Origin of the sequence: Nocardioides sp. Root122, from assembly GCF_001425025.1 — a bacterium.
Classification (GTDB): domain Bacteria; phylum Actinomycetota; class Actinomycetes; order Propionibacteriales; family Nocardioidaceae; genus Nocardioides.
The window spans coordinates 1-25,986 of record NZ_LMDE01000012.1 but is presented as its reverse complement, the minus strand read 5'-3'; the positions used below and the strand labels follow the sequence as shown (position 1 = coordinate 25,986).

The following is a 25,986-nucleotide window of genomic DNA, read 5'->3' as shown; positions in this document are numbered from 1 at the left end:
CTAGGACGCGTGGGCCACCGGCTCGCGCCCGGAGAGCTCCCGCAGCTGTCGGCCGATCTCCGCGGCGACCGCGACGGCCAGGTCCCGCGGCGGCTCGCCGTCCAGCTCCGGCACCACGTGCTGCACGACGCCGTCGGCGAGCAGGTCGGCGGCACGCACCCGCTGGCGGGTCGCCATCTCGGCCGCGTGGTCGACGTCGCCATGCACGATCAGGCTCGCCCCCTCGGGCGGCAGCGGCGACAGCCACGCGTGCTCGGTGGCGACGACCGTCCGGGCGGGCAGGAAGGCGAGCGCCCCTCCCCCGCACCCCTGGCCGAGGATCACCGACACCGTCGGCACCGTCATCGTGGTGAGGGTGGCGATGCAGCGGGCGATCTCGCCGGCGATGGCGCGCTCCTCGGCCTCGGGCGAGAGCTCGGCGCCCGGTGTGTCGATGACGCTCACCAGCGGCAGCCCGAGCTCCTCGGCCAGGCGCATCCCGCGTCGTGCCTCGCGCAGCGCGCCGGGCCCCATGGCATGGCCCGGCACCTGGCGCGAGCGGTCCTGACCGATGACCACGCACGGCTGGTCGTCGAGGCGGGTCAGGGCGACCAGGACGGTCGAGTCGCGCTCGCCCTCGTCGGTCCCGCGCAGTTGGAGCGTGCCGTCGGCGCCGTGCGCGAGGAGGTCGCGCACGCCCACCCGGTCCGAACGCCGGGTGCGCTCGATGCTGTCCCAGGCGGACCCGTCGCCCATCGGGCGCGACGCCCGGTGGGGCAGCCGGCCGGGGCCGGGGCCGTCGACGAGGACGGCCAGGGCCTGGTCGACCATCTCCGGCAGGTGCTCGGCGGCGACGACGCCGTCGATGACCCCGTTGGCGGCGAGGTTCTCCGCCACCTGGACGCCCGGCCGGAACGGCCGGCCGTTGAGCCCCTCGTAGACCTTCGGCCCGAGGAACCCCACCAGGGCACCGGGCTCGGCGACCGTCACGTGCCCGAGCGAGCCCCACGAGGCGTAGACGCCGCCGGTCGTGGGGTGGCGCAGGTGCACGAGGTAGGGCAGGCCGGCCGCGCGGTGGTCCATCAGCGCGCGGGAGATCTCGGCCATCCGCACGAAGGCGGGCGTGCCTTCCTGCATCCGGGTGCCGCCGGACGCGGTGCTGGCCAGCAGGGGCAGGCCCTCGGCGGTGGCACGGCGTACGGCTGCGGTGATCCGGTCGGCTGCGACCCGGCCGATGGAGCCGGCGAGGAAGCGGAACTCGTTGACCACCACCGCCACCGGACGCCCGCGCACCTCGCCGCGGCCGGTCAGCACCGACTCGTCGGTGCCGGCCTTGGCGGCCGCCGCCTCGAGGGCGGCGCGGTAGCCGGGGTCGGCGTAGGACAGGTCCACCGGCTCGTCCCACGAGACGAAGGTGCCGGCGTCGAGCACCAGGTCGAGCAGCTCAGGGGCCGTCCAGCGCCTTGTCGCCTGGGGGGTGTTCACGCGCCGCCCCCGCCGATCCAGGACCGGATCTCGTCGGCGTGCTGGTCGAGCAGCGGCGGGGCCGTGTGCTCCCGCCGGGTGACCTCGTCGCCGGCGGCGTCGAAGAACCGGAGCGGCGGGCCGGGGAGGGTGATGCCGCCGAGGGTGGGGTGCTCGACGTCGACGAGGAGGCCCTGGCTGGCGACCTGGTCCCACTCGTAGACCTCGTCGAGGGTGCGCACCTTGCCGGCCGGCACGCCGACCTCGGCCAGCCGCGCGAGCAGCGGCTCGGCGTCCCAGTCCGCGAAGACCTGCTCGACGACCTCGATCACGCGTTCGCGCTGGGCGACGCGCTCGCCGTTGGTCGCGAGGCCCTCGGCGTCCGGGTCGAGCCCGAAACCGGCGCAGAACTTCTTCCACAGCCCCTCGCTGCCGAGCGCGATCTGCACCGCGCCGTCGCGGCAGTGGAACAGCCCGTAGGGGGCGATCGAGGGGTGGTGGTTGCCCTGCGCGCGGCCGACCTCGCCCGCCACCGTCCAGCGGGTGCCCTGGAAGGCGTGCACGCCGACGACGGAGGCGAGCAGCGACGTCCGCACGACCTGGCCCTTGCCGGTCGCGTGCCGCTCGTGGAGCGCGGCGAGGACGCCGTAGGCGCCGTACATCCCGGACAGGAGGTCGGCGATCGGCACCCCGACGCGTTGCGGGTCGTCCGGGCCAGAGCCGGTCAACGACATCAGGCCGGCCTCGCCCTGGGCGATCTGGTCGTAGCCCGCGCGTCCGCCCTCGGGGCCGTCGTGGCCGAACCCGGTGATCGAGAGGACCACGAGCCGCGGGTTGCGGCGCATCAGCTCCTCGATGCCGAGGCCGAGCCGCTCGAGCACGCCGGTGCGGAAGTTCTCCACCAGCACGTCGGCCTTGTCGACCAGGCCCAGCAGGACGTCCTTGTCGGTCGTGTCCTTGAGGTCGAGCGCGATCGACTCCTTGTTGCGGTTGGTGCAGAGGAAGTACGTCGACTGACGGGCGTCGGGCTCGCCGACGAACGGCGGACCCCAGCCACGGGTGTCGTCGCCGCTGCCGGGCGCCTCCACCTTGATCACGCGGGCACCGAGGTCGCCCAGCATCTGGGTGGCGTGCGGTCCGGCGAGCGCGCGGGTGAGGTCGACGACGAGGAGGTCGGAGAGGGGTCCGGTCATGAGGGGTTCACCATCCAGGGAGGACGAGGGCGGCCCACACGAGCAGCGGGCCGACGAGGGTGACGATCGTGGCGTAGCCCAGGATCTGCTTGTAGTAGGTGCTCTCGTCGATCGTGTCCGGCTTGTTGGCCAGCATCAGGGCACCGTTGGTGGAGAACGGGCTGACGTCGACGATGGTCGAGCTGACCGCGAGCGCCGCCACGAAGAAGCCGGCCGACAGGCCGCCCTCGGCGACGAGCGGGATCGCGATCGGGATGATCACCGGCAGCAGCGCGGTCGAGGAGGCGAAGGCCGAGACGATGCCGCCCACGTAGCAGAGGATCAGCGCACCGATGGCGACCGCGCCAAGGCCCGCAGCCCACTTTCCGACGAACTCCGGGGAGCCGGCAGTGGTGAGGATCGTGGCGTAGGTGCTGACGCCGGCGACGAGGAGCACAGTCGGCCAGGCGATCTGCTTGACGGTGTCCTTGTATGCCTTCGGCGTGAGGACCGAGAGCACGACCGCGGCGGTGATCGCGGCGAAGCCGATGTTCTTGTCGAAGACCAGCGCGACGACGGCCACGGCCAGGAAGGCGAGCAGCGTCAGGGTGTGCTCGAGGGTCGTGCCGGCGTCACCCGGGTTGGGGGTGCCCGTGGTGGGGGTGGCGCCGGTGCCCGAGCGGGCATCGGAGTGATCGGGGTGCCTACGTGTCGCGCTGCCGCCGGCAGTGGACCCGGCGCCGGTCGCGGCACCGGCCTCGACCAGCTCGCCCTCGTGCATGCGCAGCTTCATCAGCTTCCGGCCGCCGAGCACCACGAAGAGGATCGCCGCCATCACGGTGTTGACCGCGAGGCTGGAGAAGAAGATGGTCAGGTGCGAGGCGCCCAGGCCGGCGTCCTCCATCACCGAGTTGGTGATCGTGCCGTAGATCGAGATCGGCGAGAAGCCGCCCGCCTGTGCGCCGTGCACGACGAACATGCCCATCATCAACGGGCTGATGCCGTAGCGGCCGGCGAAGCCGAGGGCGATCGGGCCGATGATCGCGCAGGCGGCCGGGCTGGCGGCTCCGATCGCGGTGATCACCGCGGTGACCGCGAACATCACCCACGGGATCAGGGCGACCCGCCCGCCGACCGAAGCGACCGCGGTGCGGACGATGAGGTCGACGGTGCCGTTCTGCCTCGCGATCGCGAAGAGGTAGGTGACACCGATCAGGGTGAGGACCAGGTCGGCACTGATGCCGGCGAGGATCTCCTTCTCGTCCAGTCCCAGTGAGTACATGCCGACGAGCCACGCCGCGACGTAGGCCAGTGCGCCCATGTTGATGGGGAGCACCGTGCCCACCACGAACAGGGCGACGAGCGCCAGGATCGCAATCCATTCCGGACCCATGGGTCCACCTCCAGTCAGTCCCGAGTCGGTCCCGAGCCAGCCCGGGACGACGGTCAGCACGGCGGACGTCCGGGGGGTGACGCCCATCACGTGTCTGGCCCAGTGGCCTAGCCAATAGGACAATGAGCCGAGCGTCAATAGGCTGTCCGCATGTCCGAGTCGTTCCCGCCCCGGTTGCTCCGCACCCGCCTCTACGAGCAGGTGGCCGGCCAGATCTCTTCGTGGATCGCCGACAACGGCCTCGGGGCCGGGGACCGGCTGCCACCCGAGCGCGAGCTTGCGCAGCGGCTCGGGGTCAGCCGCGCCACCCTCAGCCAGGCGCTCGTGGCGCTCGAGGTGGTCGGTGTCGTGGAGGTACGCCACGGGGACGGCACCGTCGTCACGGCGCGCCAGCAGCAGGCGACCCGGATCGTCGAGGCGATCCGCAGCCACGCCGACCGGCTGCCCGAGGTGATCGAGACGCGCGACGCGCTCGAGACCAAGATCGCGGCGCTGGCCGCGGTGCGCCGCACCGAGGACGACCTCGCCCGCATCGACGACGCCCTGGCCGCGATGGAGGCCGACATCGAGGCCGGTGGTCGCGGCGTCGAGGGCGACGAGCGCTTCCACGGTGCGGTCACCGCGGCGGCCCACTCCCTCCTGCTCGCGCGCCTGATGGACGAGATCGGCGACCTGGTGAAGGAGACGCGACTCGAGTCGCTCGGCCAGCCCGGCCGCCCGCAGGACTCCCTCGCCGGCCACCGCGCGATCGCCGACGCGATCCGGGCCGGCGATCCCGCTGCCGCGTCCGCGGCGATGCACGCCCACGTCGAGATGGTCAGCGACGTGGCCCTGCTCCGCGAGCAGCAGTGACCGCACTCGACACGGTCCTGGTGCTCGCGACCGGGTTCGGCGCGGGCGTGCTCTCCTCGACCGTCGGCGTCGCGTCGCTGCTGAGCTTCCCGGTCCTGGTGGGACTGGGCCTGCCGCCCGTGGTCGCCAATGTGTCCAACACGCTCGGGCTCATCCCGGGAGGGCTCGGCGGGGTCCTGGGCTACCGCGACGAGGTGCGCGAGGCCGGACCGATCGCGCGGGTGATCGTCGTCGTCTGCGCGCTCGGCGCCGCCGTCGGCGCGGCGCTGCTGCTCGGGCTCCCACCCGGGGTCTTCGAGACGATCGTCCCCTACCTGATCCTGTTCACCTGCCTGCTGGTCGGCGTCCAGCCGCGCATCGCGCGGTGGCTGCGGGCGCGCCACGAGCAGCGGCACGGCGAGCAGCTCGCCGAGCGGCGGCACATGTCGTCCGCCACGACCGTGTTCGCGACGGTCACGGGCGTCTACGGCGGCTACTTCGGCGCCGGCGCGGGCGTGATGATGGTGGCGGTCCTCGGCATCGGCACCGACCTCGAGCTGCGCATCGTCAACGGGCTCAAGACGCTCTCGCTGATGGTCGGCAACGTCGTCGCCGGGCTGATCTTCGTCGTCGTCGCGGACCCGCGGTGGGACGCGGTGGTCCTCCTCGCGGCCGGCTCGCTCATCGGTGGCTACGTGGGCGCCCGCGTCGGACGCAAGCTGCCCGACGCCGCGTTCCGCTGGGCCGTCGTCGCGGCTGGCGTCGTCGCGGCGCTACTGCTCTTCTGAGCCGCCCCGGTCCAGGATCGTGCGGACCCACAGGTCGCCGAGCGTCGCGGCGTAGTCGTGGGGCGAGTGCCCGCGCGACGCCAGGGCGGTGAACCACTCGGGACTGTTGGTCGACCAGATCAGGTCCGCGACCTGCTGGTCGCTCAGGTCCTCGCGGACCGATCCCGTCGCGCGCAGCTCTCCCGCCAGCTGCAGCATGTTCGTGGCCCGCCGGTCGGTCACGTGCCGCCACGCCGCAGCGCACTCGTCGTCGGTGAGCCCGGCGTCGCGCAGGGCGAGCAGCAGCGGCGCGACGGTCGGCATCAGTCGGCCGAGCGCGTCGGCGTACGTCATCAGCTTGTCGACCGCCGACCCTGCCTCCTGCACGGCCCGGACGTAGTCGCGGTCCGACGCCGGCAGGGGCCGGCCGGAGGACGCCAGCACCATGTCGACCACGACCAGCAGGATCTGCGGCTTGCGACCGACGGCGGCGTAGACGGTGTCCACCGACACACCGGCCGCGCCGGCGATCTGCCCGACGGAGGTGGCGGCGTAGCCGTGCTGGACGAAGAGGTCACGCGCGGCACCGAGCACGCGGTCGCGCGTCTGCTCGGCAGCGGCGCGTCGCCCCGAGGCGTCGTAGGTGCGGGCCTTGCGCTGGGACGACACGAGGTCTAACTTAGCGAATATTCATCCGAAGTCGATTCGGATCAATCGAGGGAGGCTCCCATGTCCGACGACACGACGGTCGTGATGAGGGGGCCGCAGGACGCGCATCACGCGACGTGGGCGATGGGGTCGCTGTTCGAGCACCTCCTGCTCCCCGAGGAGTCGGGCGGCCGCCTCGCCGTGGCGACGGTGACCCAGCCGCCGGGGATCGCGACGCCGCTGCACCGCCACACGCGCGAGGCCGAGGCGTTCTTCGTGCTGGCGGGCGAGATGACCTACCGCGCCGGCGAGGAGGACTTCGAGCTGACACCCGGCTGCTTCATGTACCTCCCGCAGGGGATCCCCCACGCCTTCCGGGTCCACGGCGACGTCCCGGTCCACTACCTCGCGCTCACCGAGCCCGGCCACCTGCTCGGGCTCTACGACGAGGTGGGGGTGCCCGCGGGAGCGCTCCGCGTCCCCGGCGAGGGCGAGGGCCGCTCCATGGAGGAGGAGATCGCCCGCTGGAACGGGGTGGGTCCGCGCTACGGCCTCGAGGTCGTCGGGCCGCCGATCCCGGAGGCGACCCGGTCCTGACCCCGGGCCGACCCGCCTACGGCTGGGGCGAGGCCCCGCGGGCGGCCGCCGAGTCCGGCACCGAGCGGTGGAAGCGCGACATCAGCGCGTCGCTGAGTCGGGGCGCGACGACGTTGACCACCGCCCCGACGCGACCGGGGACCGTGTCCCACGTGACGGGACGCTCCTCGAGCGCCCTGACGACCTTCGCGGCGGCCTGCTCGGCGCTCATGCTCGCGCGGTTGTCGTAGGCATCGGTCGGCACGACCATCGCCGTGGCGACGAGGGAGAACCGCATGTTGGTGAACGTCACGCCGTCGGCGTAGGTCTCCCGGCCGGCGATGCGCGACCAGGTGTCGAGCGCGGTCTTGGAGGCGATGTAGGCGGCGAACTTCGGCGCCTTCATCTGCACGCCCCACGTCACGATGTTGACCACGTGGCCGAACCCCTGGGCGCGCATCGCGGGCAGCAGTCCCATCGTCAGCCTGACCGGCCCGAAGTAGTTGATCGCCATGGTGCGCTCGAAGTCGTGGAACCGGTCGTAGGACAGGTCGAGCGAGCGGCGGATCGAGCGGCCGGCGTTGTTGACGAGGTAGTCGACGGCGCCGACCTCGGCGAGCACCCGGACGACCAGGTCGTCGATCGCGTCGAGGTCGGTCAGGTCGGCGACGTACGTCGACGCGCGACCGCCCGCGGCCTCGATCGAGGCGCGCACCCGTGCGAGCTCGTCGGCCCGGCGCGCCACCAGGACGACGTGGGCGCCGCGTGACGCAGCCGCGCGTGCGGTGGCCTCGCCGATGCCCGAGCTGGCGCCGGTGACCAGCACCGTCCGCCCGGCCAGCGGGCTGGGGCCGCCCCGCCCGGTCAGCCTCCGCAGCCGGGCCCGGGGCGTGACCCAGAGCAACCCCATCAGGTCCTCATCAGGCGAGCAGGCCCCGCACCACGCGCAGGCCGACCGAGAGGCGAGCCAGCTCGGCGGTCTCCTCGCGGCAGATCTCCTTGAGGGTGCCGGCCGCGCGGCCGACGAGCTCCTCCTCGGAGGCCTCCCACGCGGTGACCCGGGCCGGAGCCGGGTCGTCGGCGCTGGTCGTCTCCAGGACCTGGGCGGTGAGCTGCTGGTGCACGCCGTAGAGGTCGTCGCGCACTGCGGCCCGGGCCATCGTCTGCCACCGGTCGTCGCGAGGCAGCGCGAAGATCCGCTCGACGAGGGCCGGCAGGCCGAGCCGCTCCCCCAGCGCGAAGTGCACCCGCGCGACCTCGGCGGGGTCGAGCCCGAGCCGGTCGGCCGTCTCGACGATGCCGAGGAGGGCGTAGGCCGGGGCGAGCACCGCGACGCGGGAGGCGAGGTCGTCGGAGACGCCCTGGTGGGTCAGCCGCTTCGCGCGGGCGTCGTAGTCGTCGCGCTCGCGACCGCTCATGATGTCGGGCAGCTCGGCCATCACGGCCTGCACCCGCTCGCGGAAGAAGTCGACGGTGGCGCTCGAGTCCAGCGGTGGGCGCCGGTTGGTGACCAGCCAGCGCGAGGCGCGCTCGACGAGGGTGCGCATCTCGATCCGCATCCGGGTCTGGCGCTCGGCCGGCACCAGGTTGTCGAGCCCGGCGATCTCCTGGCGCAGCTGCAGTGAGCCGAAGATCTCGCGGGCCACGAAGTTGGCGCGCGTCAGGTCGGCCGGGCTGGCCCCGGTCTCCCCCGCCAGTCGCGGCCAGAAGGTCATGCCGGCTCCGTTGACCAGGTCGTTGACCACCTGCGTCACGATGATCTCGCGGCGCAGCGGGTGGTCCTCCATGGCCGCCTCGAGGTCCGGCTTCATCCGGCTCGGGAAGTAGGCGAGGAGGTCCTCGCGGAGGTAGGGGTCGTCGGGCAGGTCGGACTGGATGAGCTCGTCGGCGAGCACGATCTTCGTCCACGCCAGCAGCACCGACAGCTCCGGAGCCGACAGGGCCTGCTTGCGGTCCAGGCGACGGCGTACCTGCCGGGTCGAGGGCAGGCCCTCGAGGTCGCGGTTGAGGACGCCGCGCCGCTCGAGTGCGCGCATCCAGTCCTCGTGCACGTGCAGCAGGGACGGAGCGTGCGCCTCGGCGTTGGCGAGGGCGAGGTTCTGCTCGTAGTTGTCGCGCAGAACGAGCGCCCCCACCTCCTCCGTCATCTCGGCGAGCAGCTCGTTGCGGGCGGCCTCGTCCATCGCCCCCGACCGGACGACCTTGTCGAGCAGGATCTTGATGTTGACCTCGTGGTCGGAGGTGTCCACGCCGGCGGAGTTGTCGATGAAGTCGGTGTTGATCCGACCGCCCTCGCCGCCGACACCGAGGCGGGCGTACTCGACCCGGCCGAGCTGGGTGAAGCCGAGGTTGCCGCCCTCGCCGATGCACTTGGCGCGGAGGTCCTGGCCGTCGACGCGGATCGCGTCGTTGGCCTTGTCACCGGCGTCGGCGTTGGTCTCCTCGGAGGACTTCACGTAGGTGCCGATGCCGCCGTTCCAGAGAAGGTCGACCGGCGCGAGCAGGATCGCCTTCATGAGCTCGGCGGGGGTCAGCGCCGTCACGCCGGAGTCGAGGCCCAGCACCGCGCGCACCTGCGTCGAGACGGGGATCGACTTGGCCGAGCGCGACCAGACCCCACCGCCCTCGGAGATCAGCGAGGTGTCGTAGTCCTTCCAGCTGGAGCGGGGCAGCTCGAAGAGGCGGCGGCGCTCGGCGTAGGAGGCTGCCGCGTCGGGGTCGGGGTCGAGGAAGATGTCGCGGTGGTCGAACGCGGCCACCAGGCGGGTGTGCTCGGAGCAGAGCATGCCGTTGCCGAACACGTCGCCGGACATGTCGCCGATGCCGACCGCGGTGAAGTCCTCGGCCTGGCAGTCGACGCCCATCTCCCGGAAGTGGCGCTGCACCGAGACCCAGGCACCCTTGGCGGTGATGCCCATCGCCTTGTGGTCGTAGCCCACGGAGCCGCCGGAGGCGAAGGCGTCACCGAGCCAGAAGCCGTAGTCCTTGGCCACGCCGTTGGCGATGTCGGAGAAGGTGGCGGTGCCCTTGTCGGCCGCCACCACGAGGTAGGAGTCGTCGCCGTCGTGGCGGACCACGTCGCGCGGCGGCACCGTCTCGCCGTCGACGAGGTTGTCGGTGATGTCGAGCAGGCCGGAGATGAAGGTCTTGTAGCAGGCCACGCCCTCGGCCAGCCACGCGTCACGGTCGGACGGGTCGGGCAGCTGCTTGCAGAAGAAGGCACCCTTCGCCCCGACGGGCACGATGACGGTGTTCTTCACCATCTGCGCCTTGACCAGGCCGAGCACCTCGGTGCGGAAGTCGTCGCGGCGGTCGGACCAGCGCAGGCCACCGCGGGCGACGGCGCCGAAGCGCAGGTGCGAGCCCTCCACGCGTGGGCTGTAGACGAAGATCTCGAAGCGCGGCCGCGGCTCGGGCAGGTCGGGGATCGCCGACGGCTCGAGCTTGAACGAGATGTAGGGGTGCACCTCTCCGTCGGCGGTGCGCTGGAAGAAGTTGGTGCGCAGCGTCGCTCGCACCAGCGTGCGGTAGGAGCGCAGGATGCGGTCGTGGTCGAGGCTGACCACGTCGTCGAGCGCCTTGGCCAGCCGCTCCTCGATGGCCTCCACCTTCGCCGCCCGGGCCTCGGCGTCGGCCTCGAGGGCCCGGTCGCCGCGCCCCGGGTCGAAGCGGGACTCGAACAGCTCGACGAGCAGTCGGGTGATGTCGACGTTGCTGCGCAACGCCCCCTCGATGTAGTCGAGGGCGAAGGGCGAGTTGCCCTGCTTGAGGTACTTCGCGTAGGCGCGCAGCACCGTGGCCTGCCGCCACGTCAGCCCGGCGGCGAGCACCAGCTGGTTGAAGCCGTCGATCTCGTTGTAGCCGTCCCAGACCGCCCGCAGCGCCTCGGCGAACAGCGTGCGCTCGTGGGGCGGGAGGACGCGGCCGTGGCGCAGGCCGAACTCGTAGATGTAGGACGGGCGGGCCAGCCCGGTGAGCTCGTAGGGGCGCTCGTCGACCACCTCGACGCCCATCGAGGTGAGCATCGGCAGCATGCTGCTCAGCGACAGGGGCTCCCCCACGCGGAAGACCTTGAGCCGCGACTCGCCGCGCCGGTAGACCCCGGCCTTCTCGTCCTGGTCGAACAGCGCGAGGTCGATGCCGTCCTCGCCCTCGATCGCCTCGATGCGGCCGAGGTCGGCGGAGCCGCGCTGCGGGGAGTAGTCCTCCTTGTATGCCTCCGGGAACGCGTGCGACCACGCGCGGGCGAGCCGCGAGCCGCGGTCCTCGCCGTGCTCGCTGACGACGGCCGCGATGAAGTCGTCGCGCCAGGAGCGCGAGGCCTCGATGAGGCGACGCTCGAGGTCGGCGACGTCGATCTCGGGGATGTGGCCGCCCTTGGGCGGGTGGACGACGAAGTGGACGCGCGCCGTGGTCGACTCGTTGACCCGCGCGGTGAACTCGACGTGCTCTCCCCCGAGGTCCTCGCGCAGGATGTCGGAGAAGCGCTCGCGGACCGCGGTGCTGTAGCGGTCGCGCGGGAGGTAGACCAGGACGGACACGTAGCGGCCGTAGGTGTCGCGGCGGACGAAGGCGCGCAGCTGGCGGCGCTCGCGGGCGAACATCACGTCCTGCACCACCGGCGCCAGGTCGGCCGGCGAGGTGTGGAAGAGCTCGTCGCGCGGGTAGTTCTCGAGGGTGTCCATGAGGGCCTTGCCCGCGTGGCTGCGCGGGTCGAACTCGGCGCGTCGCATCACCTCGTCGACCTTCTCGCGCAGCACCGGGATCCGGGTGACCGACTCGGTGTAGGCCGCGCTGGAGAACAGGCCGAGGAAGCGTCGCTCCCCCACCACCTCTCCGTCGGGCCCGAACTTCTTCACGCCCACGTAGTCGAGGTACGCCGGGCGGTGCACGGTGGCACGCGAGTTCGCCTTCGCCAGCACGAGCAGCGTCTTCTCGCGGGCCTTCGCCTTCGCGACCGGAGGCAGCTTCGCGAAGGCGCTCGACAGGTCCTGGTCGAAGCGCAGGATGCCGAGCCCGGAACCCGGCACCGCCCGCAGCCCGCACTCGTCGGGATGCCCCTCCTCGGACTCGAGGTGGTACTCGCGGTAGCCGAGGAAGGTGAAGTGGTCGTCGGTCAGCCAGCGCAGGAAGTCGCGCCCCTGTCGCAGCTCCTTCTCCGACAACGGCGGCGGGTTGTCGTCGAGCTCGGCGACGACGGCGAGCGCCTGGGCGTGCATCTTCTCCCAGTCCTCGACCGACTCGCGCACGTCGCCCAGCACCCGCTGCAGGCCGGCCGTGATCTCGTCGGCCTCCTCCTCGTCGGTGCGGTCGATCTCGACGTGCATCCAGGACTCGACGCCGGCCTGGCCGCCGTCCTGCGGCTCGTGCGCGTGCACGTGCTGGAGCTCGCCGGTGATGGCGCGCTCGACGTTGAACTGAGGGTGGATCACCGCGTGCACGTTGTGGCCGAGACGGTTGAGCTCCATGGTCACCGAGTCGACGAGGAACGGCATGTCGTCGGTGACGACCTCCACCACGGAGCGCCCCGACGCCGACCAGCCGGCGTCGGCCATCGTGGGGGTCACGACGCGCACGGCGGCGGTGCCCTGCGGGCGTGACGACGCGAGCTCGCGGTGGGAGGCGAGGGCACCGAACAGGTCCTCCGGCGAGCGCTCGGCGACCTCCTCCGGCGCCACGTGCCGGTAGTAGGCCCGGAGCAGGTCGGCCCACTCCTCCCGGCCCTTCGTCGCTGCGTCGAGCTGCTGGTCCTTGGTCTCCTCGGGCGTCGCCACGCCCCGACCCTAGAACCCGTGGTGTGACCCTCACAACACGGGTCGGTACCCGCCGGTCACCTCGCCCGTGCGGGTGTGTGACGCCGCCCGGTCCTCGCCCTCGGTCGCGCCGTCCGCCATGATGTCGGCACCGGTCGAGGCGGCCACCGAAGCCGCCCGATCAGGTGCCGGACAGGCACCGATCAGGCACCGAGCAGGCACCGAGCAGGCACCGAGCAGGTTCGAGAAGGCAGCAGGAGGACCCGACGATGGGCAAGCGCGTGGTCAAGGACCTCACCTACGACGCACCGCTGGAGGACGTCGCAGCGATGCTCACCGACGCGCCGTTCCGCGAGCGGGTGCTGGAGCGGATGAAGGTCCTGCGCGGGACCGCCACGGCCGAGCCGGGCGCCACCGGGACGGTGGTCACCCTCGACCAGGTGCAGTCGACCGCCAGCCTGCCGTCGTTCGCGACCAAGGTCGTCGGCGACGAGATCCGCATCCGCCAGGTCGAGACGTGGCGCACCCCGGACCGCGCCGACGTCGACGTCACCATCCCGGGCAAGCCCGGTGAGATGCACGGCACCGCCACCCTCACCGAGTCCGGCGGACGCACCACCGAGCGGGTCGACCTCGAGATCACCGTCCGGCTGCCGCTGGTCGGCGGCAAGATCGAGGGGTTGGTGGCGGACATGCTCGTCAAGGCGCTCGACAAGGAGCACGAGACCGGCGTGGAGTGGCTCGCGGGTCGATGACCCTCCTCGTGGAGTCGTACGACGCCCTGGCCGGCGTCGGCCGGCTGCGCGACGAGGACGTGCCCGTCTTCAGCTGAGGCGCTCGCGCTCCTCGACGCCCTCCTCGGCGGCCATCTGCTCGTCGGTGCGACGTTCGCCGACGCGGCGCCACCAGATCACCGCGCCGAGCAGCACGAACGGCCCGAAGGCGAGCAGGAGCGTCAGCGCCTGCTCGAACGGATGCAGGGCGCCCATGTGCAGTGGAATCACGTCCCGATCCTCCCACCCGCGACGGCGTACGGCTCAGCCGGCTCGGGCGGGGAGCTCCCCGCCCGAGCCGGTGCGGCTCAGCCCTGGTGCGGGTAGCGGTGGTCCTTCGGAGGCACGAAGGTCTCCTTGATCGAGCGGGGCGAGGTCCAGCGCAGCAGGTTGACCGCGGCGCCGGCCTTGTCGTTGGTGCCGGAGGCGCGGCCGCCACCGAACGGCTGCTGGCCCACGACGGCGCCGGTGGGCTTGTCGTTGATGTAGAAGTTGCCGGCCGCGAAGCGCAGCGTCTTGCGGGCCCACGCGATGGCCGCCCGGTCCTGGGCGATGATCGCGCCGGTGAGGGCGTACGGAGCGAACGACTCCATCTGGGCCACCACGGACTCGAACTGGTCGTCCTCGTAGACGTGCACGGCCAGGATCGGGCCGAAGTACTCCTCGGAGAACATCTGGTCGGTCGGGTCGCTCGACTCCACGATGGTCGGCCGCACGAACCAGCCGACGGAGTCGTCGGTCTGGCCGCCCGCGAGGAGCGTGAGGTGGTCGGTGCCCTCGACGCGCGCGATGGCCTTCCGGTGCTTGGCGAAGGCCCGGTCGTCGATGACGGCGCCCATGAAGTGGGACAGGTCGGTGACGTCGCCCATGGACAGCGCCTCGGTGTCGGCGATGAGCTGGTCCTTGATCTTGGCCCAGACCGAGCGGGGCACGTAGGCGCGCGAGGCCGCCGAGCACTTCTGGCCCTGGAACTCGAAGGACCCGCGGATCATCGCGACGCGCAGCACGTCGGGGTCGGCCGACGGGTGGGCGACGATGAAGTCCTTGCCGCCGGTCTCGCCGACGATGCGCGGGTAGGCGCGGTAGCCGGTGATGTTCTCGCCGACGGTGCGCCACAGGTGCTGGAACGTCGGGGTGGAGCCGGTGAAGTGGGTGCCGGCGAGGTCGGGGTGCGCCAGGGCCACCTTCGACACGTCGAGCCCGTCGCCGGGCAGCATGTTGATCACGCCCGGGGGCATGCCGGCCTCCTCGAGCAGCTCCATCGTCAGCGACGCGGCGAGCTGCTGGGTCGGCGAGGGCTTCCAGATGACGGTGTTGCCCATCAGCGCCGGGGCGGTGGGCAGGTTGCCGGCGATCGCGGTGAAGTTGAACGGCGTGATCGCGTAGACGAAGCCCTCGAGGGGGCGGTGGTCGGTGCGGTTCCAGATGCCGGGGCTGTTGGCGATCGGCTGGTCGGTGAGGATCTGCTTGGCGTAGTGGACGTTGAACCGCCAGAAGTCGATCAGCTCGCACGCGGCGTCGATCTCGGCCTGGAAGGCCGTCTTGGACTGGCCAAGCATCGTCGCGGCGTTGAGCCGCTGGCGCCACGGCCCGGCGAGCAGGTCGGCGGCCTTGAGGATGATGGCGCACTTCTCGTCGAATGGCATGGCCTGCCAACCGGGCGCGGCCGCCGCGGCCGCGGCGATGGCGTCCTCCGCGTCCTTGGTGGTGGCGCCGCGGAAGGTGCCCAGCACGTGCTGGTGGTCGTGGGGCTGGACGACGTCGGTCTCGGCGCCGCCGCCGTCGCGGTGCTCCCCGCCGATGACCGCGTGGAGGGTGTGCTGCTCGCCCTCGAGGCGGGCGAGCTCGGTGATCAGTGCCTCGCGCTCCGGGCTGCCGGGCGCATAGGTCAGGTTCGGCTCGTTGGTGGGAGCCGGCGGAAAGGTGATCGCGTCCATGCCGCTGATCGTGTCAGACGCGCTCGTGCGCCTCAAAGCGAGGCGACGAGGTCACCGACCTCCTGGGTCGCCCACCACGCCAGGTCGTCGTCCGGGTCGGCGTCGTCCTCGCTGTCGACGTGCACCGCGACGACGTCGCGCCACCGGGCCGGGCCCTCCGCGGAGGGGGTCTCGACCACCACGACGACACGCCTGCGGCGACCGTCGGGAAGCCCTGCCAGGAGCTCGGCCGAGGCGTCGGCCGCGGTCATGAGGGCGGCGTACTCGGTCTCCTCGCCGTCGTCCTCGGCGACCACCGGGTCGAGCACCTCCGGCCCGTCGGCGTCCCACGCCGCGGCGAGGCGCGGCAGCGTGGTCGGGAGGTAGCGGCGGGTCACGTGCGCGCCTTCCGGCCGGAGCCCGACTTGCCGCGCGGTGCGCGCGGCCGCGTGTCGGAGGCGGAGTCCTTGAGCTCGTCGAGCGCCTCGAGCACGCACTGGCCCAGCGTGTCGGCATCGGGTACGGCGTCGCGGTCGGCGGTGATGCCGTAGAACACCCCGCCGTCGTAGGACGTGACGCCGATGGCCAGCGGGTGGTCGGGCAGGAGCGGGTGGACCGGGTACGACTCCAGCATCCGGGCGCCGTCGGCGTAGAGCGGGAACTGCGGACCCGGCACGTTGGTGATCGACACGTGGAACCCGTGGCGCAGCTCCGCCGCCGCGACGCGGGACCCGAGGGCGTGGAAGGTGGTGGGCGCGAAGCCGGAGATGCCGGAGAGCCGGCGGGCGGACACCGCGCGGCCGTCGTCGCGGTGGGCCTTCAGGTCGTAGCTGACCTGGTGGAGCCGGACCACCGGGCTGGGCTCGTTGATCGGCAGGTGCACCAGGTGTCCCTTGACCTGGCTGCCGAGCGACGTCGCCTCGAGCTCGTCGTCGATGACCGACATCGGCACGATCGCCTTGATGGTGCGGAGCCCGCCCATGGACTCCGCGCGGGTCATCAGCCAGCCGCGGAGGCCGCCGGCGAGGGTGGCGAGGATGACGTCGTTGACGGTGCCGCCGTGCACCTCGCGGATGCCGCGGTAGTCGGCGAGCTCGGTGCGCAGCGCGATGAAGCGACGCTGCTGGGAGAGCCGGCGGTGCACGGGCGTGGAGTGCACCGGTCCGCGACCGGCCAGCGCGTTGGCGACCTCGGCGAACCGGGCGCCGGTGGTGGATGCCTGCCGCCCCAGCGCCTCGGCGTTGGCGCGCGTCGTGGACCAGAGCGTGCGCGGGCTCTCGAGGCTGTCGGTCACGGCGTCGAGCGCGGCCGCGACGGGCCCGGGAGTGCGTCGGGGCCGCCACTCGTCGTCGTGGCCGAGCGTCGAGCGGTCGGGAGAGGTGTCGAGCAGCACCTGCCCGATGTCGACCGTCTCGCGGCCGTCGACCAGGATCTGGTGGCTCTTGACCAGCAGCGCGACCCGACCGCCCTCGAGGCCCTCGACGAAGTAGCACTCCCACAGGGGCCGGCTGCGGTCCAGCGGCCGGGAGGCGATCCGGGCGACGAGCTCACGCAGCTGGTCCATGCTGCCGGGCCGCGGCAGCGCGGAGCGGCGTACGTGGAAGCCGAGGTCGAAGTTCTCGTCGTCCACCCATGCCGGGTTGGCCAGCCGGCCGGGCACCAGCTGCAGCCGCTGGCGGTAGCGGGGGACGAACGCGATGCGGTCGGCGATCAGGTCGACCAGGCGGTCGTGGTCGAAGCCGGAGTCGCCCGGGTCGAACACCTCGACGGTGGCGTTGTGCATCGGCGTCGAGGGGGACTCGGCGGCCAGGATGGCCAGGTCCCGCGGCCGGAGACGCTCGCTCCGCTCGCTCATCTGGTGCCCCCTCTCGTCGATCATGTTGTCCCGCATGGGATTCTGGCAGAGCCGGCGGCCCGCCGCGTTCGTGGCCACCGTCCTGTGCCTGCCGGTTCCTGGAGGAGAAGACCGTGTCACGTCGCGTCCTGTCGCGCCTCGCCCCCCTCACCCTCGTGCTGGCCCTCGGGCTCGCCGCGTGCGGCGACGGGGGTGACGACGAGCCGGCCGCCACCCAGGGCAGCAGCTCCCCCAGCGAGTCCACCAGCGACAGCGCCAGCGCCGACGGCGACGCCGTGGCCGTCACGGTGACGCGCGAGGGCGACACGTTCACCCCCAACGGTGAGCGGGTGGAGCTCGAGGTCGGGCAGACGCTCGACCTCACCATCACCTCCGACGCGGCCGGCGAGTTCCACGTGCACAGCACGCCGGAGCAGGAGATCGCCTACGACGCCGGCACCAGCGAGCACCAGATCACCATCGACCGCCCCGGCGTGGTCGAGGTGGAGAGCCACGAGCCCGCCTCGATCGTGCTCCAGCTCGAGGTGCGTTAGAGGTGGGCCAGCTGACCGTGGGCAGGATCTCGGCCCACGGCCTCGGGGGCGCGAAGGACCTGCCGATCCCCTCGGAGCTGGCGATCGCCGGCGCCGTCGCGGCCCTCGTCGTCTCCTTCACCGTGCTGGCGGTGGCGTGGCGCGAGCCGCGCTACGACGCGGCCACCAGCGGGCGTACGGCGCCGGCGTGGCTGGACCGCCTCACGTCCTCGCGCGCCTTCGCGATCGTGCTGCGCGTCATCGGCATGGCCTTCTTCCTCTACGTCGCCGCCGCGGCGGTGTTCGGCAAGGACAGCCTGATCAATCCGTTCCTCGGCACGTTCTACGTGATCCTGTGGGTCGGGCTGGTGCCGGCGTCCCTGCTGTTCGGCCCCTTCTTCAAGGCGGTCAGCCCCGCTCGCACCATCAGCATGCTGTTCGCGAAGGTGTCCGGGGTGCCGGAGGGGCAGGGCCTGTACGCCTACCCCGCGCGGCTCGGCTACTGGCCGGCCGCCCTCGGCCTGTTCTCCTTCGTCTGGCTCGAGCTGGTCTACCCGCACTCGACCGACCTCGGCCCGGTGCGGCTGTGGTGCGCCGCCTACCTAGGGATCATGCTCATCGGCTCAGCCGTGTGGGGCACGACCTTCCTCGCCCGCGCCGACCCGTTCGAGGTCTACTCGTCGCTGGTCGCCAAGCTGTCGGTCTGGGGCCGCCGCGATGGTGCGCTGGTCGTGCGGAGCCCGCTGGGCAACCTCGACACCCTGGTCGCCAGGCCCGGGCTCGTCGGGGTCGTCGGGGTGCTCTTCGGCAGCACCGCCTTCGACTCCTTCCGCGAGTCGAGCGAGTGGCTGGGCATCGTGCAGTCCCTGTCGGTGTCGCGGATCCTCCCCGACACGCTGGCGCTGGTGGCGTTCTCCGCGGGAGTCGCGCTGGTCCTGGCCGCCGCGACCATGGCCACCGGGGTCACCGGCGACACCCCGCGCCGAGCCCTCCCCGACCTGTTCGCGCACTCGGTCGTGCCGATCATCGTCGGCTACATCGTGGCGCACTACCTGACGTTCTTCGTCGAGTACGGCCAGCAGACACTCATCCAGCTCAGTGACCCGTTCAGCCGCGGCGACGACTACCTCGGCACCGCCGACCTGCAGGTCAACTACTGGATCTCGCTGCACCCGACGTTCCTCGCGGTGACCAAGGTCCTCGCCGTCGTGCTCGGGCACGTGGTCGGCGTGGTCGCCGCGCACGACCGGGCGATCAAGCTGTTGCCGCCACGCCACCACCTCACCGGTCAGCTGCCGCTGCTGATGGCGATGGTGGGATTCACCGCAGGAGGTCTGTACCTGCTGTTCGCTGCATGACCGAGCGCTGCGCGACCGAACCGTAGGGCCAGCCGGCGGGCGGGGTCTGCACGACCTCGACGGTCTCGCACGAGCCGCGGTAGTCGATGACGTCGGCGGGGTCGCGGCGACCCACGAAGAGAACCCTGTCGGCGTTGCCGGAGTCGTTCTGGGTCGGGTCGTCGCAGTGGATGCGGTCCTGGACGCCGTCGGGATAGACGTAGATGGTGTCGTTGCCCTGCTCGCCGAACACCTTGTCGGCGCCGGGGCCGAGGAAGACCACGTCATCGCCCTCGTCGCCCTTCACCTTCGTGTCGTTGCCGTCGCCGTCGATCAGCACGTCGTTGCCCGGACCGCCCTGGATCGCGCCGTCGTCACCCGGACCTCCGTCGATCCAGTCGTTGCCGGCACCACCGATGTGCTTGTCCGAGCCCTCGCCGCCGAAGAGCTGGTCAGCGCCGTCGTTGCCGCCGACGATGTCGTTGCCGGCCTCGCCGTAGACGACGTCGTCGCCGACGTTGGCGCTCAGGACGTCGTCGCCCTCGCCGCCGTAGAGCGTGTCGTCGCCCTGGCCGCCGTCCACCCGGTCGTTGCCGAGGCCGCCCGCGACCCAGTCGTTGCCGGGCTGGGCGGTGATCCAGTCGTCGCCGTCGTCACCCGTGACGACGTCGGAGCCCTTGCCGGCGTAGACGGTGTCGTTGCCACCCTTGGCCGTCACGCGGTCGCGACCGCCGAGCGCCATGATGTGGTTGGAGCGGGCGTTGCCCGAGATGACGTCGTTGCCCGTGGTGCCGTCGGCCCGCGCGAACGCGGGTGCCGCCGTCAGCGTCAATGACAGTGCGGCGAGGGCCAGGCCGGTCGTACGCATGGGGTCAACCATCGAAGCCTCCTTGAAAGTAGACTTCAAGTTAACGAAATCTTGACGAAACCCAGAATTTCAGCGCGTGCGACGCCGCCGACCCCGCCCCGAGGTGGACTGGACACTGCCCGGGAAGACCGCGTCCGCCACGGCGCCCAGGCCCCGCACGAGCGGGGAGTCACCGCCGTCGGCCAGCGGCCGGCCGGTGACCAGCGCCCGGTCGGTGGCGGTCCGGTCCTCGGGCAGGAAGTGCAGGCCGGCGACGCGGCTGAACCCCTCCACCATCCCGGCGATGTCCTTCTCCGACCACCCGATCGAGCCGCGCATCCGGTTGACCACCACGCGGACCGGGACGCCGCCCGTGCGCTCGCGGAGGTCGACGAGCCCGCGGGCCAGCCGGGTCAGACCGACCGGGTCGGCGGCCCCGACCACGACGATCTCGTCGGCCTGGTCGAGAGCAGCCAGGGTCAGGGCGTTGCGGCCGGGCCGGCCCCCGAAGTCGGAGCCGGCGTCGTCCTCGAGGCTGAAGCCGGAGTCGACGACCACGTCGCCGAGCCCGCGGGCCTGCTCGAGCAGCTGCTCGACGTGGGCGGCGCGGACCTCGCGCCAGCGGTCGGGCCTGGGGAGGCCGGTGACGACCGCGAGGTGCTCGCCGACGGCACGGCAGACCGAGGCGAAGCGCTCGTCGAGCTGCCCCGTGCCGGCCAGCCGCGCAGCCGAGAGCAGGCCCGACACCTCGTCGAGCACGCCGAGCTGCTGGGCCACCGCACCGCCGTAAGGGTCGAGGTCGACGAGCACGACGCCCGACTCGCGCCGCGCCACCTCGCAGGCGAGGTTGGTGGCGATCGTCGTACGTCCTGGGGCGCCCGCCGGGCCCCAGACCACGACCACCCGTCCGGCGCCGGTGCCGGCGACCTGCGGCGGCACGGGACCGGCAGGTGCCTCGCGCACGCGGGTGTCGGCGGCGTCCTCGACGCTCGTCACGACCTCCGGCAGCGTGGCGAGCCCACCGGCTCCCACGACCGCGGAGATGCCGAGGCGCTGGGCGTGCTCGCGCACGTCGAGGTCGTCGGCTCGCGCGGTGGTGACTCCCACCGGGCGCACCGCGTGCCGCCGCAGGTGGGCGATGCTCGCCGGGTCGAGGCCGGGCGCGTCGAGCGCGAGCACCGCGACGTCGGCCTGACCGCTGGCCACCGAGGCGAGCAGGTCGTCGACGTCCACGCAGCGCTTGAGCACCACGACCCCCGGGTGTGCCTCGAGGTCGGCGAGGGCGGGCGACTCCCACCCCTCCCCCGCGGCGAGCAGCAGGACGCAGATCACCGGCATCAGCCCCGGCCGACCACGCGCACGCGGTCGTCCCCGCTGGCCGCGAGGACCGCGGCGAGCGACTCCTCCTCGGCCTCGGGCACGGCGAGCACGAGCTGTCGGGTCGTCGCCGAGGCGAAGGAGTCGGTGACGACCGGCGCGTCGAGGATCACCACGTCGGCGAGCACGAGCTCCGCCGCCGCGCGCGAGCGGCGGTCCTCGCCGATCACCCAGACGTCGACGCGGGAGCCGCGGGCCAGGCCCGTGGGGACGTGCTCGGCGGGCACCGCGATCGAGACCGACACGGTGTCGTCGGCGGCGGCCTCCCCGAGGGCGCCGGCCGGCACGAGCTCCCCCTGCGCCAGCGGCCGGGTGAGCGTGAGGTCGGCCGGCAGCTCGTCGTCGGCGGTGAGGTAGCGCTGCTGGTCGGCGGCGTCGGCGAAGCGCACCCGCGCCGCGGTGAGGTCGTCCGCCTGCAACGTCTGGCCCACCGCGAGGTCGCCCGAGGCGGCCCAGACCGACGTCATGTCGTCCGCGCCGGCCATGATCCGCGCGCCGGCCACTACCGACCCGGTGACCAGCACGACGCCGACCCACAGGCGTGGGTCCCGCCACCCGGGCGAGCGGGTGCGGGTGGCCGCAGGGACGTCGCTCAGGCGCTCGTCGCGCGCCGGGTTCCGAGAAGGTTTCCGAGACACGCGAGCATCATTGCCTCACCAGGCCGACTTCACACCTGCCTGTCCACAGCCTCGGCCCGGTCGCGGCCGCGAGCAGCCGGGCGGGTGGCACGATGACCCCATGCCCGAGGACCCCCGCTTCCTGACGCTCGCCGACGTGGCGGAGGTGCTCAACACCTCCAGTGCGCAGGTCTACGCGCTCGTGCGCCGCGGCGACCTGCCCGCGATCAAGATCGGCGGTCGCGGCCAGTGGCGGGTCGAACGCTCGCAGCTCGAGGACTTCATCCAGCGGATGTACGCCGAGACCCGGTCGTTCGTCGCCGAGCACCCGTTCGTCGAGTCCGACACCGAGCAGTCGCGCTAGCCAGGGAGTCGCCACGGCACCCGCCAGACCAACGGCGGTCAAGTTCCCGCGCGGCGTTGTTCGCAGGAGCGGAGCGGGGGAAGGACGCCGTGGGGCGACTAACCCACCTTGCCGTCGAGCTCGACCTCGACGACCTGCTCCTCGCCGCCCCGCAGCACCGACATCTCGACCGTCTCGCCGGGCTGGTGCGTGCGGATCGCCACGATGAGGGCGATGCCGTCGTTGACCGGCTGGTCGCCGACACGGACGATCACGTCGTCCTTCTTCAGCCCGGCACGCTCGGCGGGGGTGTCGGGCATGACCTCGGTGATGGTCGCGCCCTCCGCCTGCGGCTCCCCGCCGGTGCGCACCTGGGCCCCGATCACGGGGTACTCCGCCTTGCCCGTGCGCAGGATCTGGTCGACGGTCGTGCGCACCTGCTCGATCGGGATCGCGAAGCCCACACCGATGTTGCCGGACTCGGTCGTCGCTCCGCCGGTCGTGGCGATGGCGGAGTTGACGCCCACCACCTCGCCGGCGAGGTTGACCAGCGGTCCGCCCGAGTTGCCCGGGTTGATCGCGGCGTCGGTCTGCACGGCGTTGATGTAGGAGGAGTCGTCGGAGGAGTCGCCCGAGGTGGTGACCGGGCGGTTGAGGGCGCTGACGATGCCCGAGGTGACGGTCTGGCTCAGCCCCAGCGGGGCGCCGAACGCGACGACCGGGTCGCCGACGTGGAGCACCCGGGACGCGCCGAGGGCGGCCGGCTCGAGCCCGTCGGCACCCTCGACCTGGAGCACCGCCAGGTCGTAGACCGAGCTCCGGCCCACGATCGTCGCGTCGTGGCGCTTGCCGGCGTGGTCGATGACCACGATCGGGCCGTCGTCCTCGGCCGCCGAGGCGACGACGTGGTTGTTGGTCACGACGTGGCCCTCACGGTCGAGCACGAAGCCCGACCCGGTGGCGCCCGCCGCCTCACCGTCGTACTCGGCGACGATCTGGACCGTGCTGGGCAGCAACGCCTGCGCGACGGCGGGCACGGACCCGTTGTCGGCGTCGAGCGGCGCCGCGCTCTGGGTGCGTACGCCGTCGAGGCCGTTGTCCACGGTGCCGCGCGGCGAGTCCAGCTCGTCCTGCAGCGCCGCTCCGGCCAGGCCGCCGAGGAGGCCGACCACGAGCGCGACCGCGGCGACGGCGACCCACGACCAGAGCGGGAGCCTGCGCGGGGGGACCGGACGGGCGTAGTCAGGGCGCGGGTAGGGACCGGGGCCGGGCCCGAAGTACGCCGGACCGGCGAGGGGCGGCCCGGGGTGCGGGGCCATCGGCCGGGTCTGCGGGCCCGCCTGGAGACCCGGCTGGAGACCGGGCTGGAGGCCCGGCTGGGGACCCGACTGGAGACCCGGCTGCGGTGCGACCGGGTACGGAGTCGTCGGGGCGTCCGGCTCGGCGGCGACCGGCGGCGGACCGGCGATCAGGTGGTCGTCGGCGTGCTCGGCCGGCTGCTCGTCGTGCTCGGCGGGCTGCACGTCGTGCTCGTCGACAGGCTGCTCGGCGGGGGGTGCAGGCGGCTCACCGTAGGCCTGGCCGTCCGGCTGCGCGGTGCGCGGCTCCTCCGGGCGCCACCCCGCCAGGGGCTGCGTCGGCTCGTCGGGTGCCTGCGCTCCTGGCCTGTCCTGGTCGCTCACGGAGCAATCTTCTCCCGGATCGCCACCAAGCGCTCGGCCAGGGGCGTCCGGGAGGGTGAGACCGGGGTGCGAACGGACCGGTCGTCCGTGGTGGTGGCAGGTGCAGCGGGGCCGGCGGGACGGCTCAGGTCGGTCGCCGGCGGACGCGGCTCGATGCGAGGCGCACCGGCCACACCGAGGGCGAGGACACCGACGACGCAGGCGCTCGCCGCGCCACCACCGATGGCCACCAGACCGCGGCGCGGCCGGTGGTCTGCGGTCGGGAACGGCTTGGGCGTGAGGCTCGAGCAGCTGCCGAGCAGCGACGACTTGAGGTCGCGCGAGCAGGTCGAGGGACCCATCGAGAGCCGGGCGAGCTGGGTCTTGACCCGGCCCTCCTGCTCGACGAGGTCACGGCAGGCGTGGCAGGCGTGCACGTGGGCCCAGCAACGCTCCTCCTCGTCGGGGGCCAGCCGGCCGTCGAGGAGGGCGCTGACGCGCGAGCCGAGGTGCGACATCAGGACACCGCCCCGTGCGGCTGCGTCGCGGTCGGGCCGGAGTAGCGCTCCCGTCCCTGGGCGGGCTCGCGGTGCGCGAGGGCCTTGCGGAGCATCGTGCGACCGCGGTGGATGCGGGAGCGCACGGTGCCGAGCTTGGCGTCCATGATCTCCGCGATCTCCTCGTAGCTGAGGCCCTCGACGTCGCACAGCACGACGGCGGCGCGGAAGTCGGGCGGCAGCGTGGCGAGCGCGGTCTCGATGTCGTCGTCGAAGGTCTGGTCGGCGAGCGCCAGCTCGGGGCCGGCGACGGGGCTGGTCAGCCGGGCGGCGCGCTCGTCGGAGAGGGGGTCGAAGCGGATCCGCTGCTTGCGCCGGGCGCCGTCGAGGAAGAGGTTCGTGGTGATGCGGTGCAGCCAGCCCTCGAACGTGCCGGGCGTGTAGCCGTCGAGCGAGCGGAACACCCGGACGAAGACCTCCTGGGTCAGGTCCTCGGCGTCGGGGCGGTTGCCGGTGAGCCGGTAGGCCAGCCGGAAGACCCGGTCGGAATGCTGCTCGACGACCTCGTCCCAGCTCGGAACGTGGCCCTGGTCCGGGGTGGTCTCGACCTGGTCACCCACGGGTGCCCCCTGGTTCGTCTTCTTCGACCGCAGCTGCAACGGTTCGCTGTCCTTCCTGACGCTAGGCATCGCGCCTGAGAGTTCCCTGTGAACCTCATGCGTGACGACCAAGAACTTCGCGGCGTCCAACGAGCGGTCCAACGAGCGAGGCGCCCCGTGTGTTCCCGGCCACGTCGCCCGAACGCTGCGCGATAGAGTCCGCTCGTGCCCCACACTGCCCCGATCAAGACCGCGAGCTGGACCTACGCCGAGGACTTCGTGGCCGAGGACGAGATCCTGGCCGCGGCCCGCAGCCGTGCCGAGGAGGTCGGCGTCTCGCCGATCGGCTCCGGCACCGGCGCGGCCCTCCGCTTCCTCGCCTCGGTCCTCGACGCCCGCGCGGTGGTCGAGATCGGCACCGGCACCGGCGTCTCGGGCCTCTGGCTGCTGCGCGGCATGCGCGCCGACGGCGTGCTCACCACGGTCGACATCGAGGCCGAGCACCAGCGCCTCGCCAAGGAGACCTTCACCGAGGCCGGCATCCCGGGCAACCGCGCGCGCACCATCGCCGGCGCCGGGCTCGACGTGCTCCCCCGCCTCACCGACGGCCACTACGACCTCGTCTTCTGCGACGGCGACAAGCGTGAGTACGCCGCCTACCTCAAGGAGGCGCTCCGCCTGCTCCGTCCCGGCGGCATCGTGGCGTTCGACAACGCCCTCTGGCACGACCGCGTCGCCGACCCCGCCCAGCGCGACGAGGAGACCGTCACGATCCGAGACCTCGGCCGCACGATCCTTGAGCACGAGTCGCTCGTCCCGGTCCTGCTCCCCGTCGGGGACGGCCTGCTCGTCGCCAAGAAGGAATGGGCTCCCGAGGGCTGAACAGTGTCAGTGGCGCTCGCTCTGCTCGCGCGTGCTCGGCGCCCCTGAAGACGTCGTCTTCCCTCCTCGCTCCCAACCTGCCTCGCTKCGCTCGTCGCGCTTGCTCGCTCGACGCTCCTATGGATCGTCAAGCGCTGGTAGGGGAAGATTCGAGTTGCCGGAAGAGGTCGCGTGCGATGTAGCGCTT

The 25,986-nt window shown here is 72.5% G+C and carries 24 protein-coding genes; 8 read left to right on the top strand and 16 right to left on the bottom strand.

The window, feature by feature from the left end; translation table 11 throughout:
* The 3 genes from ASC64_RS15560 to ASC64_RS15550 are packed head-to-tail and all read right to left on the bottom strand — an operon-like array spanning position 1 to position 4,008.
* The gene (locus tag ASC64_RS15560; protein WP_056908472.1) at positions 1-1,464 is read right to left on the bottom strand and encodes a carboxyl transferase domain-containing protein; all 1,464 of its coding nucleotides are present in this window, start codon (positions 1,462-1,464) and stop codon (positions 1-3) included.
* Positions 1,461-2,636, bottom strand: a complete 1,176-nt coding sequence (locus ASC64_RS15555; protein ID WP_056908471.1) for a CaiB/BaiF CoA transferase family protein — start codon at positions 2,634-2,636, stop codon at positions 1,461-1,463. Before ASC64_RS15555 ends, ASC64_RS15560 begins: the two co-directional genes overlap by 4 nt.
* Positions 2,637-2,643: 7 nt before the next feature.
* Positions 2,644-4,008: an SLC13 family permease gene (locus tag ASC64_RS15550; protein ID WP_056908734.1), complete on the bottom strand. Its 1,365-nt coding sequence runs from the start codon at positions 4,006-4,008 to the stop codon at positions 2,644-2,646.
* A 150-nt stretch (positions 4,009-4,158) separates the two neighbouring features.
* Between ASC64_RS15550 and ASC64_RS15545 the strand changes: the two genes are divergently transcribed.
* Positions 4,159-4,860, top strand: coding sequence for a FadR/GntR family transcriptional regulator (locus ASC64_RS15545; RefSeq protein WP_056908470.1), 702 nt, complete (start codon positions 4,159-4,161; stop codon positions 4,858-4,860).
* Entirely contained in the window at positions 4,857-5,627 is a 771-nt protein-coding gene (locus ASC64_RS15540; protein ID WP_056908469.1) for a sulfite exporter TauE/SafE family protein, read from the top strand. The genes ASC64_RS15545 and ASC64_RS15540 overlap by 4 nt, the downstream gene beginning before the upstream one ends.
* On the opposite strand, the gene ASC64_RS15535 is transcribed toward ASC64_RS15540, so the two are convergent.
* On the bottom strand, positions 5,613-6,275 hold the full coding sequence (locus ASC64_RS15535) for a TetR/AcrR family transcriptional regulator (protein ID WP_056908468.1): 663 nt from the start codon (positions 6,273-6,275) through the stop codon (positions 5,613-5,615). The two genes, ASC64_RS15540 and ASC64_RS15535, sit on opposite strands and share 15 nt — an antisense overlap.
* A 60-nt stretch (positions 6,276-6,335) precedes the next feature.
* On the opposite strand from ASC64_RS15535, the gene ASC64_RS15530 reads away from it, so the two are divergent.
* Complete coding sequence (locus tag ASC64_RS15530) at positions 6,336-6,851, top strand: cupin domain-containing protein (RefSeq protein WP_056908467.1); 516 nt, start codon at positions 6,336-6,338, stop codon at positions 6,849-6,851.
* Positions 6,852-6,867: 16 nt separating this feature from the next.
* On the opposite strand, the gene ASC64_RS15525 is transcribed toward ASC64_RS15530, so the two are convergent.
* Complete coding sequence (locus ASC64_RS15525; RefSeq protein WP_056908466.1) at positions 6,868-7,740, bottom strand: SDR family NAD(P)-dependent oxidoreductase; 873 nt, start codon at positions 7,738-7,740, stop codon at positions 6,868-6,870.
* A gap of 10 nt (positions 7,741-7,750) precedes the next feature.
* Complete coding sequence (locus tag ASC64_RS15520; protein ID WP_082550538.1) at positions 7,751-12,604, bottom strand: NAD-glutamate dehydrogenase; 4,854 nt, start codon at positions 12,602-12,604, stop codon at positions 7,751-7,753.
* 248 nt (positions 12,605-12,852) lie between these two features.
* On the opposite strand from ASC64_RS15520, the gene ASC64_RS15515 reads away from it, so the two are divergent.
* Positions 12,853-13,338 (top strand): DUF2505 domain-containing protein, encoded by a 486-nt coding sequence (locus tag ASC64_RS15515; protein WP_056908465.1) that lies wholly within the window; start codon positions 12,853-12,855, stop codon positions 13,336-13,338.
* Between the two features lie 69 nt (positions 13,339-13,407).
* Here ASC64_RS15515 and ASC64_RS22165 read toward each other — a convergent pair whose 3' ends face one another.
* The 4 genes from ASC64_RS22165 to ASC64_RS15500 form a co-directional block, all read right to left on the bottom strand.
* Entirely contained in the window at positions 13,408-13,587 is a 180-nt protein-coding gene (locus ASC64_RS22165) for a hypothetical protein (RefSeq protein ID WP_156385233.1), read from the bottom strand.
* A gap of 77 nt (positions 13,588-13,664) precedes the next feature.
* On the bottom strand, positions 13,665-15,293 hold the full coding sequence (gene pruA, locus ASC64_RS15510) for an L-glutamate gamma-semialdehyde dehydrogenase (protein ID WP_056908464.1): 1,629 nt from the start codon (positions 15,291-15,293) through the stop codon (positions 13,665-13,667).
* Between the two features lie 32 nt (positions 15,294-15,325).
* On the bottom strand, positions 15,326-15,670 hold the full coding sequence (locus ASC64_RS15505; RefSeq protein ID WP_056908463.1) for a DUF6912 family protein: 345 nt from the start codon (positions 15,668-15,670) through the stop codon (positions 15,326-15,328).
* Entirely contained in the window at positions 15,667-17,127 is a 1,461-nt protein-coding gene (locus ASC64_RS15500; RefSeq protein ID WP_056908733.1) for a WS/DGAT/MGAT family O-acyltransferase, read from the bottom strand. The genes ASC64_RS15505 and ASC64_RS15500 overlap by 4 nt, the downstream gene beginning before the upstream one ends.
* 113 nt (positions 17,128-17,240) lie before the next feature.
* Here ASC64_RS15500 and ASC64_RS15495 point away from each other — a divergent pair, with 113 nt between their 5' ends.
* Positions 17,241-17,660 (top strand): hypothetical protein, encoded by a 420-nt coding sequence (locus ASC64_RS15495; RefSeq protein ID WP_056908462.1) that lies wholly within the window; start codon positions 17,241-17,243, stop codon positions 17,658-17,660.
* Between the two features lie 2 nt (positions 17,661-17,662).
* Positions 17,663-18,997, top strand: coding sequence for a hypothetical protein (locus ASC64_RS15490; RefSeq protein ID WP_235563781.1), 1,335 nt, complete (start codon positions 17,663-17,665; stop codon positions 18,995-18,997).
* On the opposite strand, the gene ASC64_RS15485 is transcribed toward ASC64_RS15490, so the two are convergent.
* From ASC64_RS15485 to ASC64_RS15475, 3 genes are read right to left on the bottom strand one after another with little or no spacing between them, the layout of a single operon-like run.
* Positions 18,960-19,856, bottom strand: a complete 897-nt coding sequence (locus ASC64_RS15485) for a calcium-binding protein (RefSeq protein ID WP_082550537.1) — start codon at positions 19,854-19,856, stop codon at positions 18,960-18,962. The two genes, ASC64_RS15490 and ASC64_RS15485, sit on opposite strands and share 38 nt — an antisense overlap.
* A 57-nt stretch (positions 19,857-19,913) precedes the next feature.
* Positions 19,914-21,161 (bottom strand): AAA family ATPase, encoded by a 1,248-nt coding sequence (locus tag ASC64_RS15480; RefSeq protein WP_056908460.1) that lies wholly within the window; start codon positions 21,159-21,161, stop codon positions 19,914-19,916.
* Complete coding sequence (locus ASC64_RS15475; protein ID WP_156385232.1) at positions 21,161-21,838, bottom strand: hypothetical protein; 678 nt, start codon at positions 21,836-21,838, stop codon at positions 21,161-21,163. Before ASC64_RS15475 ends, ASC64_RS15480 begins: the two co-directional genes overlap by 1 nt.
* Before the next feature lie 100 nt (positions 21,839-21,938).
* Between ASC64_RS15475 and ASC64_RS15470 the strand changes: the two genes are divergently transcribed.
* On the top strand, positions 21,939-22,181 hold the full coding sequence (locus tag ASC64_RS15470; RefSeq protein ID WP_056908458.1) for a helix-turn-helix domain-containing protein: 243 nt from the start codon (positions 21,939-21,941) through the stop codon (positions 22,179-22,181).
* A 98-nt stretch (positions 22,182-22,279) separates the two neighbouring features.
* Here ASC64_RS15470 and ASC64_RS15465 read toward each other — a convergent pair whose 3' ends face one another.
* From ASC64_RS15465 to sigE, 3 genes are read right to left on the bottom strand one after another with little or no spacing between them, the layout of a single operon-like run.
* On the bottom strand, positions 22,280-23,842 hold the full coding sequence (locus tag ASC64_RS15465; protein WP_056908457.1) for a S1C family serine protease: 1,563 nt from the start codon (positions 23,840-23,842) through the stop codon (positions 22,280-22,282).
* On the bottom strand, positions 23,839-24,339 hold the full coding sequence (locus ASC64_RS15460; protein WP_056908456.1) for a hypothetical protein: 501 nt from the start codon (positions 24,337-24,339) through the stop codon (positions 23,839-23,841). Before ASC64_RS15460 ends, ASC64_RS15465 begins: the two co-directional genes overlap by 4 nt.
* Positions 24,339-24,938: an RNA polymerase sigma factor SigE gene (gene sigE / locus ASC64_RS15455; RefSeq protein ID WP_056908731.1), complete on the bottom strand. Its 600-nt coding sequence runs from the start codon at positions 24,936-24,938 to the stop codon at positions 24,339-24,341. The genes ASC64_RS15460 and sigE overlap by 1 nt, the downstream gene beginning before the upstream one ends.
* Positions 24,939-25,142: 204 nt before the next feature.
* Between sigE and ASC64_RS15450 the strand changes: the two genes are divergently transcribed.
* The gene (locus tag ASC64_RS15450) at positions 25,143-25,799 is read left to right on the top strand and encodes an O-methyltransferase (protein WP_235563780.1); all 657 of its coding nucleotides are present in this window, start codon (positions 25,143-25,145) and stop codon (positions 25,797-25,799) included.
* Positions 25,800-25,986 lie beyond the last annotated feature (187 nt).

What these genes read in the sequence shown, in the direction of transcription:
- ASC64_RS15500 (WP_056908733.1), bottom strand. Translation starts at nt 17,127, where the DNA reads ATGAGCGAGCGGAGCGAGCGTCTCCGGCCGCGGGACCTGGCCATCCTG.
- ASC64_RS15545 (WP_056908470.1), top strand. Translation starts at nt 4,159, where the DNA reads ATGTCCGAGTCGTTCCCGCCCCGGTTGCTCCGCACCCGCCTCTACGAG.
- ASC64_RS15460 (WP_056908456.1), bottom strand. Translation starts at nt 24,339, where the DNA reads ATGTCGCACCTCGGCTCGCGCGTCAGCGCCCTCCTCGACGGCCGGCTG.
- ASC64_RS15555 (WP_056908471.1), bottom strand. Translation starts at nt 2,636, where the DNA reads ATGACCGGACCCCTCTCCGACCTCCTCGTCGTCGACCTCACCCGCGCG.
- ASC64_RS15515 (WP_056908465.1), top strand. Translation starts at nt 12,853, where the DNA reads ATGGGCAAGCGCGTGGTCAAGGACCTCACCTACGACGCACCGCTGGAG.
- ASC64_RS15550 (WP_056908734.1), bottom strand. Translation starts at nt 4,008, where the DNA reads ATGGGTCCGGAATGGATTGCGATCCTGGCGCTCGTCGCCCTGTTCGTG.
- ASC64_RS15525 (WP_056908466.1), bottom strand. Translation starts at nt 7,740, where the DNA reads ATGGGGTTGCTCTGGGTCACGCCCCGGGCCCGGCTGCGGAGGCTGACC.
- pruA (WP_056908464.1), bottom strand. Translation starts at nt 15,293, where the DNA reads ATGGACGCGATCACCTTTCCGCCGGCTCCCACCAACGAGCCGAACCTG.
- ASC64_RS15530 (WP_056908467.1), top strand. Translation starts at nt 6,336, where the DNA reads ATGTCCGACGACACGACGGTCGTGATGAGGGGGCCGCAGGACGCGCAT.
- ASC64_RS15470 (WP_056908458.1), top strand. Translation starts at nt 21,939, where the DNA reads ATGCCCGAGGACCCCCGCTTCCTGACGCTCGCCGACGTGGCGGAGGTG.
- ASC64_RS15485 (WP_082550537.1), bottom strand. Translation starts at nt 19,856, where the DNA reads ATGGTTGACCCCATGCGTACGACCGGCCTGGCCCTCGCCGCACTGTCA.
- ASC64_RS15480 (WP_056908460.1), bottom strand. Translation starts at nt 21,161, where the DNA reads ATGCCGGTGATCTGCGTCCTGCTGCTCGCCGCGGGGGAGGGGTGGGAG.